This window comes from Flavobacterium sp. NKUCC04_CG, from assembly GCF_019345525.1.
Taxonomy (GTDB): Bacteria; Bacteroidota; Bacteroidia; order Flavobacteriales; family Flavobacteriaceae; genus Flavobacterium.
This window is the reverse complement of sequence record NZ_JAHKRA010000006.1, coordinates 59900-77919: the sequence shown is the minus strand read 5'-3', so window position 1 is coordinate 77919 and position 18020 is coordinate 59900. Positions and strand designations below refer to the sequence as shown.

The following is an 18020-nucleotide window of genomic DNA, read 5'->3' as shown; positions in this document are numbered from 1 at the left end:
CAAAGTAAAAAAAAATGAGCATACAAGAAATACAAAAGGAAATAGTCGAAGAGTTCTCCATGTTTGAAGACTGGATGCAACGTTATGAATATATGATTGAGTTGGGGAAAAGCCTGCCGATTATAGAAGAAAAATATCAAACCGAAGACAACTTGATTAAGGGTTGCCAATCTAAAGTTTGGTTGCATGCTGACTACAAAGACGGCAAAGTATATTTTACAGCCAACAGCGATGCCATCTTGACCAAAGGTATTATCGCTATTTTGATACGAACTTTTTCCGGTCAAACACCTCAAGATATCTTTAATGCCCAAATGGATTTTATCGACGAAATTGGGTTGAAAGAGCATCTTTCGCCTACACGTGCCAACGGATTGGTATCGATGATAAAACAAATAAAAATGTATTCATTAGCCTTTCAAGCAAATAAATAAAAATGGAAAACGAAATTAATGTACAAGAATTAGGAGAGCGTATTGTAAGGGTGTTAAAAACGATTTTTGACCCTGAAATACCGGTAGATATATACGAATTAGGATTGATCTACGACGTTTTCGTCAATGAGAACTACGACGTTAAAGTATTGATGACTTTAACTTCGCCAAACTGTCCAGTCGCTGAAACATTGCCCCGAGAAGTGGAAGAAAAAGTACGGTCTGTAGAACATGTAAAGGCCGTGGAAGTTGAATTGACTTTCGATCCAACTTGGACTAAAGACTTGATGAGTGAAGAGGCTAAGTTAGAATTGGGAATGTTGTAGTTATGGAAGGAGAAATTGTAAATAAAGTGGCCAATAGTGCTTTGATGGTGTTTGATATGGAGGATCTATATCCCTCCAATCCGCGCATGGAACTGGATATTTCAAAATGGCTTTATGAGGGGTTTATATTGCGTGAAAAAGAATTTCGTGCTGCCTTAAAAGATCATGATTGGAGTGTTTTTTCTGATGCTTATGTCGCTTTGTATTGTGCTACAGATGCGATTTTGCCCGCCTGGGCATTTATGTTGGTAACCAGCTATTTGCAACCGATCGCCAAACAAGTTTTTTTGGGTGATCGTAAACATTTAGAAAGCGCTCTTTTCCAAGATTTATTACAACAAGTGGATTATTCGGAATACGATGGGAAAGCAACGATTGTCAAAGGTTGTTCTAAACATGATATTCCAGAAGAAGCTTATGTTTTGGCGACTCAAAAATTGATGAAACACGCTCGATCTGTGATGTTTGGTGAAGCTTGTTCGGCAGTTCCTATTTTTAAGAAAAAAGTTTAATTCAAAAGAAATTTGTTTGTTTTATAGGAAAATACTAGCTTTGAGTATAAAAAACTCAAGAAAATGAAAAAAATTACATTTAGTTTGATGGTGCTCTTCGCTATGTTTGGAGCTAACGCTCAAGAAGTTGTATCAGATTCTCAAGTTGGACCGTGGACTTCTAAAGGAACTTTTTCCTTATTGGGGAATCAGTCTAGTTTTACCAATTGGCAAGCAGGTGGAGACAATAACTTTGCCGGAACTTTGGGAATTAATTACGATATTAATTACAAAAGTGAGGATTGGAATTGGGATAATAAAATTCAAGTCAACTATGGTATTTCAAAAATCAAGGGTAGTGATTCTCAAAAAACAGATGATCGTTTTGAATTCAACTCTTTAGTAGGTAAAAAAGCCTCAGGAAATTGGTTTTACTCTGCATTCTTAAACTTTAAAACTCAAATGGATGCAGGTATGGATCCAAATGATAAAGAAGTTAGAAATTCGCATTTCTTTTCACCGGCCTATTTGCAAATAGGTCCCGGTATGTTGTGGAAAAAATCAGATAATTTAAAAGTAAATTTTGCACCGGCAACTTCTAAATTTATTTTTGTTCATGACCATTTCACGGAATTTGCACCTGCCTTTGGTGTGGAACAAGGAGATAATATGAGATATGAGTTGGGAGCATCAATCTCTGGATATTACAAAGCAACTTTAATGGAGAATGTTACTGTTGAAAATATCTTGAATTTATATTCTAATTATTTAGAAGACCCTCAAAATGTAGATATAGACTACCAATTGAACGTGGTTTTAAAAATCAACAAATATCTATCTACCAATTTTGCGCTACAAACAATCTATGACGATAATTCTTATCAAGGATTTCAAATCAGACAAGCTGTTGGAGTGGGCTTAAACTATACTTTTTAATCGGCATTCAAAATATAAATTATAAAAAAAGGGGCCACAAGCCCCTTTTTTATTCTTCTTCCGTATCCCATTCAATATCTTTGAAGTCTGGGTATAATAAATTATTGTAAGGAAAACGTGTCACGTGAATTTTACGAACCGTTTCATATACTTTTTCTTTAAACTCTTCGAAATTTTCCTTGTTGGTCGCTGAGATAAAGATGGCATTATCTGCTCCAACTTTAGACATCCAGGTTTTTTTCCAATCCTCAATACTGTTGTGTTTTGAAGTTCTTTCGGTCATTAAATCATCTTCTTCAATCACTTCCGGTACATAAGCATCAATCTTATTGAAAACCATTATAATCGGTTTGTCGTTGCTCTTGATTTCCTTTAAAATCAGATTTACCGACTCTATATGGTTTTCGAAATCGTGATGAGAAATATCTACTACATGTAATAATAAATCAGCTTCTCGGACTTCGTCTAACGTGCTTTTAAAGGATTCGACCAATTGTGTTGGTAGTTTTCGGATAAAACCTACAGTATCGGAAAGCAAGAAAGGCAAATTCCCTATAACTACTTTTCTAACGGTGGTATCAAGAGTCGCGAATAATTTATTTTCTACAAAAACTTCGCTTTTTCCAATAGCATTCATCAAAGTAGATTTACCAACATTGGTATAGCCAACCAAAGCAACACGCACCATAGCGCCGCGATTTCCTCTTTGTATAGACATCTGTTTGTCGATGACCTTAATTTTGTCTTTTAACAAGGCAATTCGATCTCTAACGATACGTCTATCCGTTTCGATTTCCGTTTCTCCAGGTCCACGCATTCCAATTCCCCCTCTTTGACGTTCCAAATGCGTCCACATACCAGACAAGCGAGGTAGTATATACTGAAACTGAGCTAATTCTACTTGGGTTCTGGCATAAGAGGTTTGAGCTCTTTGTGCAAAAATATCCAAGATTAGATTGGTGCGGTCCAAAACCTTACAATCGATTATTTTAGAGATGTTTTTTTGTTGTGCCGGTGTTAATTCATCATCAAAGATTAAAGTACTGATATCGTTTTCTAAGATGTAAGTATGAATCTCTTCCATTTTTCCCGTACCTACAAAAGTTTTGGGATTGGGTTGTTCCATTTTCTGGGTGAAACGTTTGATTACTTTTCCACCAGCGGTATAAGTCAAAAACTCTAATTCCTCTAAATATTCGTTTAGCGTTTCCTCATCTTGATTTTGTGTAATGATACCAACAATCACGGAACGTTCAAAATTTATTTCTTCTTTGTCTAACATAGTCTGAGTTTGTCTTACAAAAATAAGGAAAAAGAATGATGGATAGGGAATTAACTTTTAAATATAAAGGGAGTAACGATTTTTTGTTGTCGTAAAAATGAAATTACAAGGCCCTTTTGGATGTTAAAATAGGAACGAATACTTCTTTTACATCCTTATCAAACAGCGATTTAATGCAAACCTATAAAAGACAAAAGGAATTCGAAGTTAGTACGTGTTATGAAATGTTTATGTAGATTTTATTAATGAACTATCTAATTAATAATAGGATTTAGTAATAAAAGAGTAATATTTGGGGGTGTATATCTGTATTATTATCGGAGAAAGCAACTCGGTTTAAACAATTTGAATAAAATTTTTAGTTTTTTTAACACTCTTTGTTAATATAAAGCTAAATATATATTATATATTTGGAGCCAGACTAATCTTTATGTTATCCAAAATATGAGAAAAATTACATTATTAATAGCGGTATTCCTACTGACTTTTTGTTGCTTCGCCAACAGAAACAGTAGCATTACAGGACTTAATTTAGATTCTACAGCGGCTTCCTCTGAAGTTATTCGTTGGAGTTGGTCCGCAAGGTCTTATGATCCTCAATTAAAATTACAGCAGTATTTTAGTGGAGAGGCAGCTGTGAATTTGTGGAATGCGCTGGATGTTCTATTACTAGATCCGGCTTGTGCGCCCCCCACAGCTTTGTTATTTGATGGTTTGACGCACAATTCTGCACGTATAACTTGGACAGGTTCCGTTAGTGTGGGTGCAAAATATGATGTATATTACTCTACGGTAGCCACAGTGCCAACTGTAGCCACAGTTCCGACTGTAGCTGATGTTGTTGGATTAAACACTACCTTAAATGGGCTAACAAATAATACCACCTATTTTGTATGGGTTCGTTCTAGTTGTAGTATTACTACAGGAACAACGGTAGACATAGTAAAAGGTGATTGGTTGGGTTCTATGAGTTTTACAACCTTTGCTAGTATACCTTATACGGAAGGTTTTGAAAGCATTAATCACGGTTTTGAATTTGGAACTGGAGCTCATGTTAATAGATGGTATGTTGATACAGCTGTGAAATCTACAGGATTAAAATCTTTGTATATTTCTAGAGATAATGGGGTTTCTCACTTGTATAACCTTTCGGGTTTACAAGTTACACATGCTAGTAAAAAAATAATTGTTCCTGCAGGGACTCAAGATGTAAGCGTTTCTTTTGATTGGATATGTAAAGGAGATGGTTTTCTTCCAAATCCCGCTTTGGATTATTTTAAAGTTTGGGTTGTACCAGAAACTTTTGTTCCCACTACAGGAACCTTGATTTCGACTACAAGTGGAGGTATTTTATTAAGAGCTCGCGAATTTAACAACAATGCTGTTTTCTTAAGAGAAAATTTAGTAGCTAATTTAAATCAGTTTGCCGGACAAACAGTGAAATTGGTTTTCGAATGGCGTAATGATGCTACTGATGGAAATCAACCACCTGCAGCAATCGATAATATAGACATTAAAAATGTTACTTGTGTAGCGCCAACAAATCTAACAACTTCTGACTTAACAGAAAATTCGGTTCGTTTGAATTGGACAGGAATCACTTCTTTGACTCCTAATTATGAAGTGTATTATACTTCTGATCCCAATCCGATTATCTACGATAATCAAGCGGCTATAACGGAAAATATTACTGCAAACCGTCTGGATTTACAAGGGTTAACTCCAAATACAAAATATTATGCTTGGGTAAGAACAAAATGTGCCGCTACAAATAAGAGTTTTTGGGTTGGTCCAGCAGTGTTTACTACGGGACAAGTTCCGCAACAATTACCTTATGTTGAAGGTTTTGAAGGTACTCATGGCTGGAATTTAAACAGCACTGAAACCTCTCTTCAAACCAATAAATGGGCAGTAGGCACAGCGGTTAATAGTCGTGGTACAAAATCGTTATATGTTTCTAGAGATGCAGGTACCACTTATGAGTACACCTTAAATCAAGAAGCGGCATCGCATGCTTATAGAGACATTCAAATCAATACAGGGGTAACGGAATTAAGTCTGAGCTTTGATTGGAAATGTTTTGGAGAAGGCTTTACTGCTGCACAGCGTTTTGATTATTTTAGAATCTGGATGGTACCTATCGATTTTGTTCCTACTTCAGGAACACCGATTACAGCAGCAGCAAATAGAGTTAGAATTGGAACAGATGCATATAATAATAAAACCGATTTTACTAGGGAGAATATAGAATTTCAAGTTGCGAATTTAAATTTATCTGGACAACGCGGTAGATTGGTATTCGAATGGGTTAATAACCGTACATTAGGAAATCAACCTCCAGCGGCCATTGACAATATAGATTTGAGAGCATTGACATGTGCTGTGCCAACGACCTTTAACTTAGATGCTGTAACTCGTGATTCGGCAAAATTCAGATGGAATAACCCGTTCGTGAGACCTGGTTCATATGAACTGTATCACAGTACAACTCAAGACATGCCGATTACTAGTACGACACCTACGGTTACTGGGGTTACTGGTACTGTACATACTATTACAGGATTGACAACCAATACGGTGTACTATGTTTGGTTAAGATCAAGTTGTGGAACAGGGGCAAATACCTCCAAGAGTTATTGGGTTGGACCTTTAAAAATAATTACAACTCAGGTTCCTGCAGTATTGCCATATACAGAGGATTTTGAACAAAATTTCACTGAACAAAATACTTGGACAAGTTTATTCTCAGACAAGGTAAATAAATGGTTTAAGGGGTCGGCAGCGACAGCTGGTGTAGGAAATTCAATGTATATTTCTAATAATAACGGTGTCAATCATACCTATACTATTACTAGAGAGCAAGTTTCTCATCTTTATAGAGATATTACCATTCCTGCCAATACGGTTGAAATTTTAGTGTCGTTTGATTGGAAAGGTATTGGAGAAGGAACTCGACTGGCACCTAGAGATTTTTTAAGAGTATGGTTAGTACCAACGGAATTTATACCGGTAGAAGGTGTAAGAGTGAGTACTACCGCTACTTTATTTGGCGGGGTTCAAGTAGGAGAATATGATTTAGCAAGCAGTAGTACTCTTGATTATTTAAACAATCTCACTGGCGACTTTATTCAAACAAATGTTGAGGTAAATGTAAGGCGTTATGCCGGACGTGACATGAGATTGTTGTTTGAGTGGGTTAATGATAATGCTAGAGGTACTCAGCCTCCTGCTGCGATCGACAATGTAGGTATAAAAGTAGTGACTTGTCCGAGTGTTAAAGCTAAAAACATTGGACTTTGTGCCAATCCAGAACCAACAGGTTCAGAATTTTTCTGGGAACCGGATGGAGACGAAACCGAATGGGAAGTTGCTGCGGTACCGTTTGATGCGGACTTATTAGAACCGCTTCCTGCAGATATTGTTTTAGTACAAAACGATATTAGGGAACATGTTTTCCATAATTTAATAGAGGGAAATACATATTCTTTCTTTATTAGGGCAGTTTGTGGAGTGGATAACAAAAGTATATGGACTAAGGTAAATTATCGAATAGTTTTTAAAAGAATGGCGCAGGCTTTGCCTTTTTGTGCAGGTGACGAATCTTTGATTTTTCCGAATGTTGATGATACTATGGGAGTTCCTAATTTACCTAATAATATTGCTTGTTTAGGACAAGCTCCTAGACCGGTTTGGTATTATTTAAAAGTGCGACAAGATGGGGATTTACTTTTTGATATTATTCAAAATACCAGTTTTGATGCTAATGGTAATCCTAATGGTACTGGATTAGATGTGGATTATGTTGCTTTCGGTCCTTTCGAAAGTTTGAGGCAAGCGTGTTCCGAAACGGACCTCGGCCCCAATCTTCCAAGATGGGAAAACAATAATGGTTTGGTACCCGGGACTTATTATCCAAGAGGAAATGTTGTAGATTGTAGTTACTCTGGTGACCCAATTGAAAGATTAAATATCCTAAATGCTAAAGAAGGTGAGATTTATGCAGTATTGATAACCAATTTCAGAGGATCTGCAGGTTTTATTAAATTAAAACAAATTAATGCAGGTGCGCCAGGAGGAGGTTCTACTGATTGTAATTTTAATTGCGACGTAGATTTAGGAAAAGATAAAGTTTTATGTGATACAGATGAATATGTAATCGTGGCGAAAGTTTCGACAGGAGGAGATACTGTAGGATTGGTATATAACTGGTTTAAAGATGGTGAGCCAATGGATCCTGCTGTATATTTTGAGGACAGAATTACCGTAACAGAATCGGGCAAGTACGAGGTTTTGGTAGAGAAGGTAGATTGTATCGAAAACCCGAAAGATGAGGTAGTGATTAAGTTTGTCAAGTCGTTTGAAGGAACGGTGGCTGGTGGTATAGATTCATGTGATCCAGATAATAATGGTGTTGGACAATTTGATTTAAAGAAATTTGCTTTAAATGCGATCAATACTGATCCTAATCCAGGTAAAATGGATTTAGAATATTCGTATTATAATTCAATTTTAGATGCGGAGAGTAATTTGGATCCTATTGATGTAAGCGGAATTTATCAAAGTATAGCGAAAACGGTATTTTTAAAAATCAAGAGAAAGGAACTTTCGAAATGTGAAAAAATATTCCCTGTGAATTTAGTAGTTAAGCCAACGCTTTATCCGGTTGTAGGATTTAAATATCCTGCTCCAATATGTATCAATAACGATATGACGATTGCACCAGAATTTGTGACAGACTTTGATATGGGAGGAACTTTTAGTTCTGGAGCAAGTGGTGTGTCAATTAATCCTAAAACAGGAGTAATTGATGTAGAAAAAAGCGCTGCAGGTAAACATGTGATTACATATACTTACTCAATTCCAAGTGATAGATGTGGTGAAACTACTATAGGAACGACGGAGATTGAAATTTTTGAGCGTTTCCAGATTACGTACGATGCCGAATGTAGCGGTGGTGAGTATAAATTAAGAGTAGTGGATTTGTTGCAAAATATTGATATGACTACAGCGACGTACGCTTGGGAAGGATCAGATGGGTTTAAATCAGATAAACGAGAGATTGTTATTCCTGGAAAAGGGGAGTATAGTGTATTATTAACAACTACAGATGGTTGTTATGAAACCTTAAAAATCGAATTGGACCGTGTTGATTGTATGATTCCAAAGGGGATTTCTCCAAATGGCGATGGCATCAATGATTCTTTTGATTTGTCTCGTTATGTTGTCAATAATTTGACTATTTTTAACAGATACGGTAAAAAAGTGTATTCGCACGGTATTGGATATACGAATCAGTGGACTGGACAATCAGATAGCGGTTCTGCCTTGCCAGATGGAACTTATTTCTATGAGATAGTTACTTCTACTGAGACTTTTACAGGTTGGATTCAGATTAATAAATAAATTTCAAAAGTCGGCAGTATGTTGCTGCCGACTTTATAAACTAAAAATAACAGTTACTTATGAAGAAATTATATCTTGCAGCATTAACAGCATTTTTCTTCCTTCCTGAAGTTCACGCACAACAGGCTCCTCATTACACTCAGTATATGTATAATATGAGTGTGGTTAATCCGGCTTATGCAGGGTCACAAGAGGGATTAGCTATGGGATTGTTGTACCGTAAACAATGGGTAGGACTAGATGGAGCTCCGCAAACAGGAACACTATTTGGACACACGCGGGTAGGAAAAAAAGTCGGATTAGGGCTGTCGGTAATTAGTGATAAAATTGGACCGGTAAAAGAAAATAATATTTACGGGGATTTCTCTTATACTTTGGATTTAGGAGGAGAACAAAAATTGGCATTAGGATTAAAAGCGGGAGTTACTTTACATGATATTGGCCTTTTTTCTGATATAGGGAATGGTTTTATAACCGATGCAGGAGATCCTGCTTTTGCAGAAGATTCAAAAAGCACTCTTTTTAATGTAGGTGCAGGTGCTTTTTATTATACTAAAGACTATTATGTAGGATTAGGGGTGCCCAATATGCTTAAAGGCAATTATTTGGATTACGATGGTAAAAAATTCGGTACTCGAGTAATGCATATGTTTTTGACAGGGGGATATGTTTTTGATTTAAACAAAGAGTTTAAGTTAAAACCTTTCTTTATGGTGAAATATGCGCCAGATTCACCAGTGTCGGCAGATTTATCTGTAAATGTGATGTATGTTAATAAATTCGAAATTGGAGCTTCTTACCGTATCGATGATGCCATCAGTGGTATGGTCAACTACCGTATTACGCCAAATATTCGTGTCGGTTATGCTTATGATCATGTTATGTCTGATTTAAATGTTAAGGCGAAAGCATCTCATGAGTTTATTTTATTGTACGATATTTATTTTTCTAAAAAAGTATCCAGTTCACCGAGATATTTTTAATTTAAAAAATCAATATTTATAATATGAAATCGTTTTCTCTCATTTTTTGCTTTAAAAGAAGGAGCAGTATCAAGCGATAACATAGCAACCAGCACATAAAATAGTAATCAGATATGAAAAAAATATATTTAAGTTTGTTTTTCTCTTGTAGCGTGTTCTTAGGACATGCTCAGGATGAAAAAACAAAAATTGCCGATGAATTTTTTAGCAAATATGAATTTGTAAATGCAGCAAAAGAGTATCAAAAATTAGTTCGTGGTGTTAAAACCGACAATTACATTAATTTACAATTAGCAGAATCGTATTATAATATCTTTAATACCGTTGAGGCGGCAAAGTATTATGGCAAAGCGATAGCTGTTAATCCAGAACTTGATGCAGAAGTATATTATAAATATGCTCAAATGCTTAAAGCGAGTGGTCGTTATGATACGGCTAATGATGTGATGAAGAAATTCGCCACATTAGCCCCTACCGATTTTAGAACCATTGCGTTTCAAAAAGAACCAGACTACATACCTCGATTGAGAAGCCAAGAAGATTTATATACCTTTGAAGACAGTGGACTTAACATGGCCGCGGGATCTGATTTTGGAGCTTTTCTGACACAAAACGATACGTTGTATTTTGCATCTACCCGTACAGAGAATAAAAAAACATACGGGTGGAACAACCAACCTTTTTTGGATTTATTTCAAGCAAAATACGATCCAGAAATTCAAACTTTCAGCCAAATTAAAGCAGTTTCTGAAATCAATACCAAATACCATGACGGACCTGCTACCGTGAGTGCTGATGGTAAAACCATGTATTTTGCAACAGAAAGTTTCCGTGAAGGGAGCTTTATAAAGAATAAGGCGAAACTTTTGAAATTCGGTAAGGTTAGTTTATTTAAAGCTACTAAAAAAGGTAAGAAATGGGGCGATTTTGAAGCATTTCCCTATAATGGTAAAGAATACTCTACCAGTAACCCTAGTTTAAGTAAGGATGGGAAAACGCTTTATTTTGCTTCTGATATGCCGGGCACTTTAGGCGGTATGGATATTTGGAAAGTGGCTATTAATGAAGATGGAACTTATGGGGCTCCTGAGAATTTAGGTGCTAAGGTTAATACAGAAGGAAGAGAATCCTTTCCGTTTATTTCCGATGATAATAAATTGTATTTTGCCTCAGATTCCAGAAAAGGTTTTGGAGGTTTGGATGTATATGTTTTGGATTTAGAGATTAAAGATGCCGAAGTGAAGAACCTTGGTAATCCAATCAATACACCAAAAGACGATTTCTCATTCTCTTTTTATCCAGATAAAAACATTGGTTTCTTCTCAACTAATCGAGTGGGTAGAGATGATATTTACAAAGCAATTCCGGTTTGTCATGTAGAGATGTATGTAACTACGATTAATGAAAAAACAGGAGAAATACTTACTGGTGCTCAAGTGAAAATCTTAGATGATAGAAATAACATTATTGAAATCAAATATAGCGATGCTCGTGGAATTGTTGAATATGTAGTGGATTGTCGTAAGAACTTTGTTCTACAGGTCGATAGAAGCGGTTACGAAAGTAAGATTATCGAGCTACCACCACATAAGGGTGGAAGACAACAAGTGACGGTTTCACTTCGTCCAATTGAAGTGATTGTCGTTGAAGAGCAAATCTTATTAGGTTATGTTTATTTCGAATTTGACAAGGCAAACATTACCCAACAAGGATCATTTGAATTAAATAAATTAGTTCAAGTAATGGAGCGTAATCCAAATATGAAAGTGCAGATTAAATCTCATACAGATACGAGAGGAAGCGATGTTTACAATTTAAAATTGTCTGAACGTAGAGCGCAAACCACCTTACAGTATTTAATATCCATGGGAATTTCTCCAAGTCGCTTGATTGCAAAAGGCTATGGCGAAAGTGAACCTAAAGTGGATTGTGGTGATAATTGCACCGAAGAGCAACACGCGATAAATAGAAGATCTGAATTCATTATATTACAGAAATAAAATACTTTTTAAATTGTTTGTAAACAATCCCGGTACTTGTTAAGTGCTGGGATTGTTCGTTTTAATACGCAAAAGTAATATTGGCATAGTAGTTGGTATTATAGTAATAACAACCATGAAAAAACAACCTTATGAATTTATATAGAACAACATTTTTATGTATCGCCTTATTGCTTTCTACCTTGGGCTTCTCTCAAAAGGCAACTGTCACAGCTATGAATTATGATATTAGTGACAACTTGGACCTACAGGCAGTGGCCTCCATTTTTGGAGAGTCAAGAGATTTGGCTGATTTTGAACGCAGACTAAACGACCCTCAATCCCAAATTTCCAATTTGGATTTAAACAGAGATAACTATGTTGATTATCTGCGTGTAATTGAAGTTACTGAGGGGCAAACTCACTTGATTGTAGTTCAAGCGGTATTGGGACAGGATATGTTCCAGGACGTGGCTACTATAGAGGTGGAGAAAGATCGAAAAAACCGGGTACAAGTGCAGATTGTGGGTAACGAATATCTCTATGGAAGAAATTATATATACGAGCCTGTGTACGTTTCGACGCCTATCATGTTTGATTTGTTTTGGGGGGTTTCGTATAGACCATATTATTCTTCTTGGTATTGGAATTATTACCCTACTTATTATTCGCCTTGGGAACCGTATCCAATTTACCGATATAGAAGTAACATACATGTTCATATAAATAACAGCAATCGTTATGTTTATGCGGCTGATCGTAGAAGTTCGCGTTCTGTTCGATTGTTAAGTGATGTGCGTGCTAATTCTTATGAAAGACAGAATCCGCAAAATTCTTTTAGTCAAAGAAACAGCAATGTGTCTAACCGTTATGTTTTGGATCAAACGAGAACGAGCAATCGATCCGTACAAAATCAGAATTTGAATTCAAGTTCAAATAGAAGCAATACCGTTAATAGCGGCTTAAGACAAGTTAATAGTAGTACTAGAGATGTTAGTAACAGTTCAAGAGTTAGTAACAGTAGTTCAAGAGATATTAGCACGAGTACCAGGGCAGTTAATACGGGCGCTAGAGCAACGAATACCGAAATGAGTACTAGAGTGTCGCCAACAACAACTAATAGCTCTAGGGTATCGTCATCTTCTGTGAATACAAGATCTAATACTTCTGCTGCTACGCGTGTAAACAGTCAGCCTGCTCGAATTGAGCGTACGGCGCCTGCTTCAAGAGTTTCTTCTAGTTATAATAATAGCGGTGCTAGTAGCCGAGCTTCTATGTCAACAAGTCGTTCTTCAAGTGTTTCGCCTTCGATGTCAAGCAGTCGATCTTCTAGCTCGTCGATGGGGTCTTCTTCATCAAGTGGTAGAGGGGTAGGAAGTTCTAGTAGAAGTTCGCGATAATCATCTTTATAAAAAAAACAGGCCCAAAGGCCTGTTTTTTTATCCATATATGTCATTTAATATTTTAGCTAGCCGCAAGCCACCTTTGAGCAATTGTTGCTCCAGATCTTTCTGATAGTCAAAATAGTATTTATAACTCAATTTAGCTTCGGGCTGAGCGGAATCGTATATACGTTGTGCAGTACTATACGATTCATAAAGCCAAGAAACCAATTCTCCTTGTGTTAGTGCCGAATTATACTGTTTGTCGTGTATGTTCAGTACCGTTGAAAACTCTGTATAACTATATTGAGTGAAATCTACTAATTTGGAATCCCATAAGGTATGTAGATTTGTTTTCTGTCCAAACCATTCTACACCAATTTTATTACCGCCTAAATCTTCTGCCTTACCTACGTGTAAGGGCTGGTGTGCGTCGCCAATTAGATGGATTAGGAAATAGAGGTTCTCTTGTTTTTTTGCTAGAGGCAAGTTCTTATCCTGGAGTTCTTCTATTAAAGAAAGTGTTCTCTTATAAAGGTTTTCTGTAGTAGTTGCTTCCATTTCTTTGCCGAAATCCGATATGCTTAAATCACTTCCTACATTGACATAATGCCAGCCATCGGCGTGTTTCCATGAGGAGTCAGACTTAATAAAGTCTGGCCAGTTTGACCAATATGCCAGTTTTTGATTTCCAATTATTTTTTTTAGATTTTTCTTAGCTTTTCGAGTCAAATTGCGCTCGGCAATTTCTGCAACTACGCGGTGCCCTGTTGTTCCCCATGCCCAAGCGGCAGTGGTGTTAATTAAAAACAACGCTACAAATAAATAGATTATTTTTCTCATTTTAAAAATTTTATCCAAAGTTAGGCACAACCGTTCAGAGTTGAAACCGTCTAGGGTGTTAATAAAAAGATAAGATATGGCTTATTGAAAAAGAGCCTTCAATTCGGTAGCCTCGGAAGGTTTCATTTTTCCAGCTAGAACCAAGCTCAATTGTTTTCGACGTAAAGCAGCTTCGAAACGTTCTTTCTCTAATTCGGTTTCAGGTATAATCTGCGGAACTACTATGGGTCTGCCGGTTTCATCAACCGCAACAAAGGTGTATATGGCTTCGTTTGCCTTGTTTTTAATGCCCGATTCCCTGTCCTCTATCCAAACGTCAATAAAAACCTCCATAGAGCTGTTAAAAGCTCTGGAGATACGTGCTTCGATGGTCACTACACTTCCTAAGGGAATGGCTCTGTTAAAGGCAACGTGGTTTACAGATGCCGTTACACAGACGCGTCTAGAATGCCTGCGAGCTGTAATACTAGCGGCACGATCCATACGGGCCAATAGTTCACCGCCAAAAAGGTTGTTTAGCGGATTGGTTTCACCGGGTAATACTAAATCGGTTACTACGGTTACAGATTCGGATACTAATTTGGGATTCATTTGTTTTTTTTACAAAGATAAAAACATTATAACAAAAAAAATCCTGAAATTAATTCAGGATTTTTTGATTTATTTTACGAGAAGCCAAGCTTCTTTGTTGTGTTTCTTGTGAATTGCTCGCATGGCTGCTTGTGCTTCTGCGAGATTAGCATAACTACCATATAAAACTGGGTAAAAACCATATTTGTTCTTTTCCAAGAAAGAAGATTCATAACCTTTTTTCTCAAGCTCTTTTACTGCTTTGGCTGCATTTTCTTCGCTTTTAAAAGCACTAGCAACGATGTGATAAGGTTTTAAAATTACCGCTTCTTTTACTGTTAGTACCACAGGTGTTAGTGGTTTTTCGATAAAGAAGGTTGCCTGTTGAATTTGTAAATCCACTTTGTCCTGAACGGCTTTTTCAACGTTTAAGGTTTGTTCGGCTATATAAGCTTCCTGTTCTTGCTTGTATATGGTTCCTCCAATACTTGTTGCTACAACTAAGACAGCAGCATATTTAAGAAAAGTGTATTTGCGTTGTCTTTTTGGTGCCAAGCTGATGATTGGCGTGGTTGTTTCTGCTATTATGGCTTGCATTCTTCCAATTGAGGGTGCAGAAACGGTACTTAATCCAAAGGAAGAAGTTAAGTAATTGGTGCTTAATTGGGGTTCAAAAACCAAATTAGCACGCTCGTTTAAATGGATAGATCCTATCGGCTTAAGAAAGATGGTTTGGTCATCCGCTAAACCTTGTTTCCATTCGGAAACAACGGCTGTAATTTGAACAACTGCTTTTTCATATGAAATACCTTCTTCTAATGCGATATGATTGGCTAGAAGCCCATCGTTATGAATCAGTTGAGCATTAAATGAAATTGACTTTTTTGGTGGAAAAAAAGTCTGACTACCTTCGTGAAAGCTAGCAGACTGGACTTCGGTTAAAAAAGCACCAAACCCAGGAACTATAACACACTGATAGCGATATAATAAGGCGGATATGTATTTTTCTATCATCATATTACAAAGTTAACGAATCAACACACAAAGCAAAATTTTATCCACAAATGTTATTAACAAAACGATAAATAGTTGTAAACAACTTGTTCATAAGCGATTATAAATGGAATGGAAAAATCGTTAGTTGCAATTTTGTGTAAAAAAGCAAGACTAATGCGTTGATATGTATTATATTAGGTGATGTTTAATTCATTTTCTAATTTTTATGGATGAGGAAAAATTGTTTTATACACTAGCGCTTCAGCAAGTAGAAGGGGTGGGAGACCTGACTGCGAAAAAGCTGTTGAATATCTTTGAAGATGCAGAGGAGGTTTTGAAAGCATCCGTTTCATCGCTGGTAAAAATAGAGGGCATAGGCAATCGTTTATTGTCCAACTTAAAGAGTAAGACCATCTTTGTGGAAGCGGAGAAAGAGCTGCACAATATCGTTAAAAACAATATAGTAGTCACTTACTTTCGAGACAAGGAATATCCAGATCGATTAAAACACTGTGAAGACGGCCCTGTTTTGTTGTTCTCTACGCGGAGATTAGCATGGAATAATCCACGTATAGTTAGTGTAGTGGGAACTAGAAATGCTACGGCTCGAGGCGAAGAGTTTTGTCGGACTTTTATTCAAGATCTCGCGGTGTATAATCCTGTTATAATAAGTGGTTTTGCTTTTGGAATAGACATATTGGCACATAGGGCGGCTATTGAAAATCAATTGAAAACGGTTGCTGTTTTAGGTCACGGCCTATTGGATATTTATCCTAAAGCACATCGAAAATATGTTGCAGCTGTTGAATCGAGTGGCGGTTTCTTAACCGAGTTTAAAACCAGAAGTTCTATAGATAAAGAGAATTTTGTTAGACGTAATCGAATTGTAGCAGGTTTGTCGGAAGCAACTATTATCATCGAAAGCGCGGAAAAGGGGGGCTCCATCAGTACAGCCCGTTTTGCCAATGAATATAATAGGGAGGTTTTTGCTGTACCCGGAAGAATTTCAGATAAATATAGTAAGGGTTGTAATGAATTGATTAAATGGCAACAAGCCCAACTGATTACATCCGCTCAAGATGTAGTACAAATTTTGCAATGGGATCAAATGCAAAAAACAACAGCTAAAATCCAAAAACAACTCTTTGAAGATTTGAGTGACGACGAACAAAAAATTTACGATTACTTGCGAATTACTGGAAAACAACCGTTAGATCTTATTTCAATTTCCTGTCAAATGGCAGTTTATAAAGTTGGGGCACTATTGTTAAAGATGGAACTAAAGGGTATTATTCGTCCCTTGCCCGGTAAAATGTTTGAATTGTTATAAAAAAAGCCACCCTTTTGAGGCAGCTTTTTTAGAGAATAGTTTTTGCTTAGATTCGATATCCCAATTTTTGACGAACACGATTTAACGTATTTTGAGCAATAAGGCTTGCTTTCTTGGCGCCAATTTGTAATAAGTCATCCACTTCTTCTAAATGGTTAATATAGTAATCGTATTTTTCTCGTTCCGTTTTAAAACGGTTCGTTATTAACTCAAATAATTCTTGTTTAGCATGACCGTATCCGTAGTTTCCTGCTAGATATTTGGCTTTTAATTCGGCTATTTGTTCCGTTGTAGCTAATAATTTATAAATCGCAAAGACATGGCAGGTATCTGGGTTTTTGGGGTCTTCTAAAGGAGTGCTATCGGTTTGTATAGCCATGACTTGCTTGCGCAAGGCCTTGTCATCTTGAAATATATTGATATAGTTATTTCTGGATTTACTCATTTTTTCTCCGTCTGTTCCAGGAACTATCATCACTTCCTCTGCGATTTTTGCTTCTGGTAAAACAAAGGTTTCGCCCATCTGATGATTGAATCTCGAGGCTACATCTCTAGTGATTTCTAAATGTTGTAGTTGGTCTTTTCCAACTGGAACAAATTCGGCGTCATACAGTAATATATCTGCTGCCATCAACATTGGATAGGTAAAAAGTCCGGCATTAACATCATCTAAATGCGAGGCTTTATCTTTAAAAGAATGCGCTAGTGTCAATCTTTGAAAAGGGAAAAAACAACTCAAATACCACGATAACTCGGTGGTTTGCGGAACATCGGATTGTCTGTAAAAGGTTACGTGATTAATGTCTAAGCCACAAGCCAGCCAAGTTGCAGCTACACTATAGGTGTTTTCCTGCAAAATAGATGCTTCTTTTATCTGTGTAGCTGAGTGTAAATCAGCGATAAAAAGAAAGGAATTGTTTTCTTTAAGGTTGGCCATTTGTATCGCAGGGAGGATAGCGCCTAAAAGATTTCCTAAGTGGGGAGTACCAGTACTTTGTACTCCAGTTAGAATTTTAGCCATTTTCGATTTTTTCTAAATTTAGAACAAAGATAACCGATTTGCTT

Annotated in this window: 14 protein-coding genes; 9 read left to right on the top strand and 5 right to left on the bottom strand. The window is 36.7% G+C overall.

The window, feature by feature from the left end; all coding sequences use genetic code 11:
* Positions 1-14 precede the first annotated feature (14 nt).
* From KO524_RS06495 to KO524_RS06480, 4 genes are all read left to right on the top strand, one after another.
* On the top strand, positions 15-434 hold the full coding sequence (locus KO524_RS06495) for a SufE family protein (protein WP_219292018.1): 420 nt from the start codon (positions 15-17) through the stop codon (positions 432-434).
* A gap of 2 nt (positions 435-436) precedes the next feature.
* Positions 437-760 (top strand): DUF59 domain-containing protein, encoded by a 324-nt coding sequence (locus KO524_RS06490; RefSeq protein WP_219292015.1) that lies wholly within the window; start codon positions 437-439, stop codon positions 758-760.
* 2 nt (positions 761-762) lie between these two features.
* Positions 763-1272: a DUF2480 family protein gene (locus tag KO524_RS06485; protein ID WP_219292012.1), complete on the top strand. Its 510-nt coding sequence runs from the start codon at positions 763-765 to the stop codon at positions 1270-1272.
* Between the two features lie 63 nt (positions 1273-1335).
* Complete coding sequence (locus tag KO524_RS06480; RefSeq protein WP_219292010.1) at positions 1336-2187, top strand: DUF3078 domain-containing protein; 852 nt, start codon at positions 1336-1338, stop codon at positions 2185-2187.
* A gap of 49 nt (positions 2188-2236) precedes the next feature.
* Here KO524_RS06480 and hflX read toward each other — a convergent pair whose 3' ends face one another.
* Positions 2237-3469, bottom strand: coding sequence for a GTPase HflX (gene hflX, locus KO524_RS06475; RefSeq protein WP_219292007.1), 1233 nt, complete (start codon positions 3467-3469; stop codon positions 2237-2239).
* A gap of 444 nt (positions 3470-3913) precedes the next feature.
* On the opposite strand from hflX, the gene KO524_RS06470 reads away from it, so the two are divergent.
* The 4 genes from KO524_RS06470 to KO524_RS06455 all read left to right on the top strand — a co-directional run bounded on the left by KO524_RS06470 (position 3914) and on the right by KO524_RS06455 (position 13234).
* The gene (locus tag KO524_RS06470; RefSeq protein WP_219292004.1) at positions 3914-8872 is read left to right on the top strand and encodes a gliding motility-associated C-terminal domain-containing protein; all 4959 of its coding nucleotides are present in this window, start codon (positions 3914-3916) and stop codon (positions 8870-8872) included.
* 59 nt (positions 8873-8931) lie between these two features.
* The gene (locus tag KO524_RS06465) at positions 8932-9855 is read left to right on the top strand and encodes a type IX secretion system membrane protein PorP/SprF (protein ID WP_219292002.1); all 924 of its coding nucleotides are present in this window, start codon (positions 8932-8934) and stop codon (positions 9853-9855) included.
* Positions 9856-9968: 113 nt separating this feature from the next.
* On the top strand, positions 9969-11855 hold the full coding sequence (locus tag KO524_RS06460; RefSeq protein ID WP_219291999.1) for an OmpA family protein: 1887 nt from the start codon (positions 9969-9971) through the stop codon (positions 11853-11855).
* 131 nt (positions 11856-11986) lie between these two features.
* On the top strand, positions 11987-13234 hold the full coding sequence (locus KO524_RS06455; RefSeq protein ID WP_219291996.1) for a hypothetical protein: 1248 nt from the start codon (positions 11987-11989) through the stop codon (positions 13232-13234).
* Between the two features lie 39 nt (positions 13235-13273).
* Here the strand turns inward: KO524_RS06455 and KO524_RS06450 are convergent, their stop codons facing one another.
* From KO524_RS06450 to KO524_RS06440, 3 genes are all read right to left on the bottom strand, one after another.
* Entirely contained in the window at positions 13274-14059 is a 786-nt protein-coding gene (locus KO524_RS06450) for a S1/P1 nuclease (RefSeq protein ID WP_219291993.1), read from the bottom strand.
* 81 nt (positions 14060-14140) lie between these two features.
* Complete coding sequence (locus tag KO524_RS06445) at positions 14141-14650, bottom strand: acyl-CoA thioesterase (RefSeq protein ID WP_219291990.1); 510 nt, start codon at positions 14648-14650, stop codon at positions 14141-14143.
* 69 nt (positions 14651-14719) lie between these two features.
* Positions 14720-15646, bottom strand: a complete 927-nt coding sequence (locus tag KO524_RS06440) for an SPOR domain-containing protein (protein WP_219291987.1) — start codon at positions 15644-15646, stop codon at positions 14720-14722.
* A gap of 205 nt (positions 15647-15851) precedes the next feature.
* Here KO524_RS06440 and dprA point away from each other — a divergent pair, with 205 nt between their 5' ends.
* Positions 15852-16955, top strand: coding sequence for a DNA-processing protein DprA (dprA, locus tag KO524_RS06435; RefSeq protein ID WP_219291985.1), 1104 nt, complete (start codon positions 15852-15854; stop codon positions 16953-16955).
* A gap of 46 nt (positions 16956-17001) precedes the next feature.
* Here the strand turns inward: dprA and trpS are convergent, their stop codons facing one another.
* Positions 17002-17976, bottom strand: coding sequence for a tryptophan--tRNA ligase (gene trpS / locus KO524_RS06430; RefSeq protein ID WP_219291982.1), 975 nt, complete (start codon positions 17974-17976; stop codon positions 17002-17004).
* Between the last annotated feature and the right edge of the window lie 44 nt (positions 17977-18020).

Bases quoted from the DNA above. Each gene is read 5' to 3' on its own strand.
- KO524_RS06495 (WP_219292018.1), top strand. From the start codon at position 15: ATGAGCATACAAGAAATACAAAAGGAAATAGTCGAAGAGTTCTCCATG.
- KO524_RS06490 (WP_219292015.1), top strand. From the start codon at position 437: ATGGAAAACGAAATTAATGTACAAGAATTAGGAGAGCGTATTGTAAGG.
- KO524_RS06485 (WP_219292012.1), top strand. From the start codon at position 763: ATGGAAGGAGAAATTGTAAATAAAGTGGCCAATAGTGCTTTGATGGTG.
- KO524_RS06480 (WP_219292010.1), top strand. From the start codon at position 1,336: ATGAAAAAAATTACATTTAGTTTGATGGTGCTCTTCGCTATGTTTGGA.
- hflX (WP_219292007.1), bottom strand. From the start codon at position 3,469: ATGTTAGACAAAGAAGAAATAAATTTTGAACGTTCCGTGATTGTTGGT.
- KO524_RS06470 (WP_219292004.1), top strand. From the start codon at position 3,914: ATGAGAAAAATTACATTATTAATAGCGGTATTCCTACTGACTTTTTGT.
- KO524_RS06465 (WP_219292002.1), top strand. From the start codon at position 8,932: ATGAAGAAATTATATCTTGCAGCATTAACAGCATTTTTCTTCCTTCCT.
- KO524_RS06460 (WP_219291999.1), top strand. From the start codon at position 9,969: ATGAAAAAAATATATTTAAGTTTGTTTTTCTCTTGTAGCGTGTTCTTA.
- KO524_RS06455 (WP_219291996.1), top strand. From the start codon at position 11,987: ATGAATTTATATAGAACAACATTTTTATGTATCGCCTTATTGCTTTCT.
- KO524_RS06450 (WP_219291993.1), bottom strand. From the start codon at position 14,059: ATGAGAAAAATAATCTATTTATTTGTAGCGTTGTTTTTAATTAACACC.
- KO524_RS06445 (WP_219291990.1), bottom strand. From the start codon at position 14,650: ATGAATCCCAAATTAGTATCCGAATCTGTAACCGTAGTAACCGATTTA.
- KO524_RS06440 (WP_219291987.1), bottom strand. From the start codon at position 15,646: ATGATGATAGAAAAATACATATCCGCCTTATTATATCGCTATCAGTGT.
- dprA (WP_219291985.1), top strand. From the start codon at position 15,852: ATGGATGAGGAAAAATTGTTTTATACACTAGCGCTTCAGCAAGTAGAA.
- trpS (WP_219291982.1), bottom strand. From the start codon at position 17,976: ATGGCTAAAATTCTAACTGGAGTACAAAGTACTGGTACTCCCCACTTA.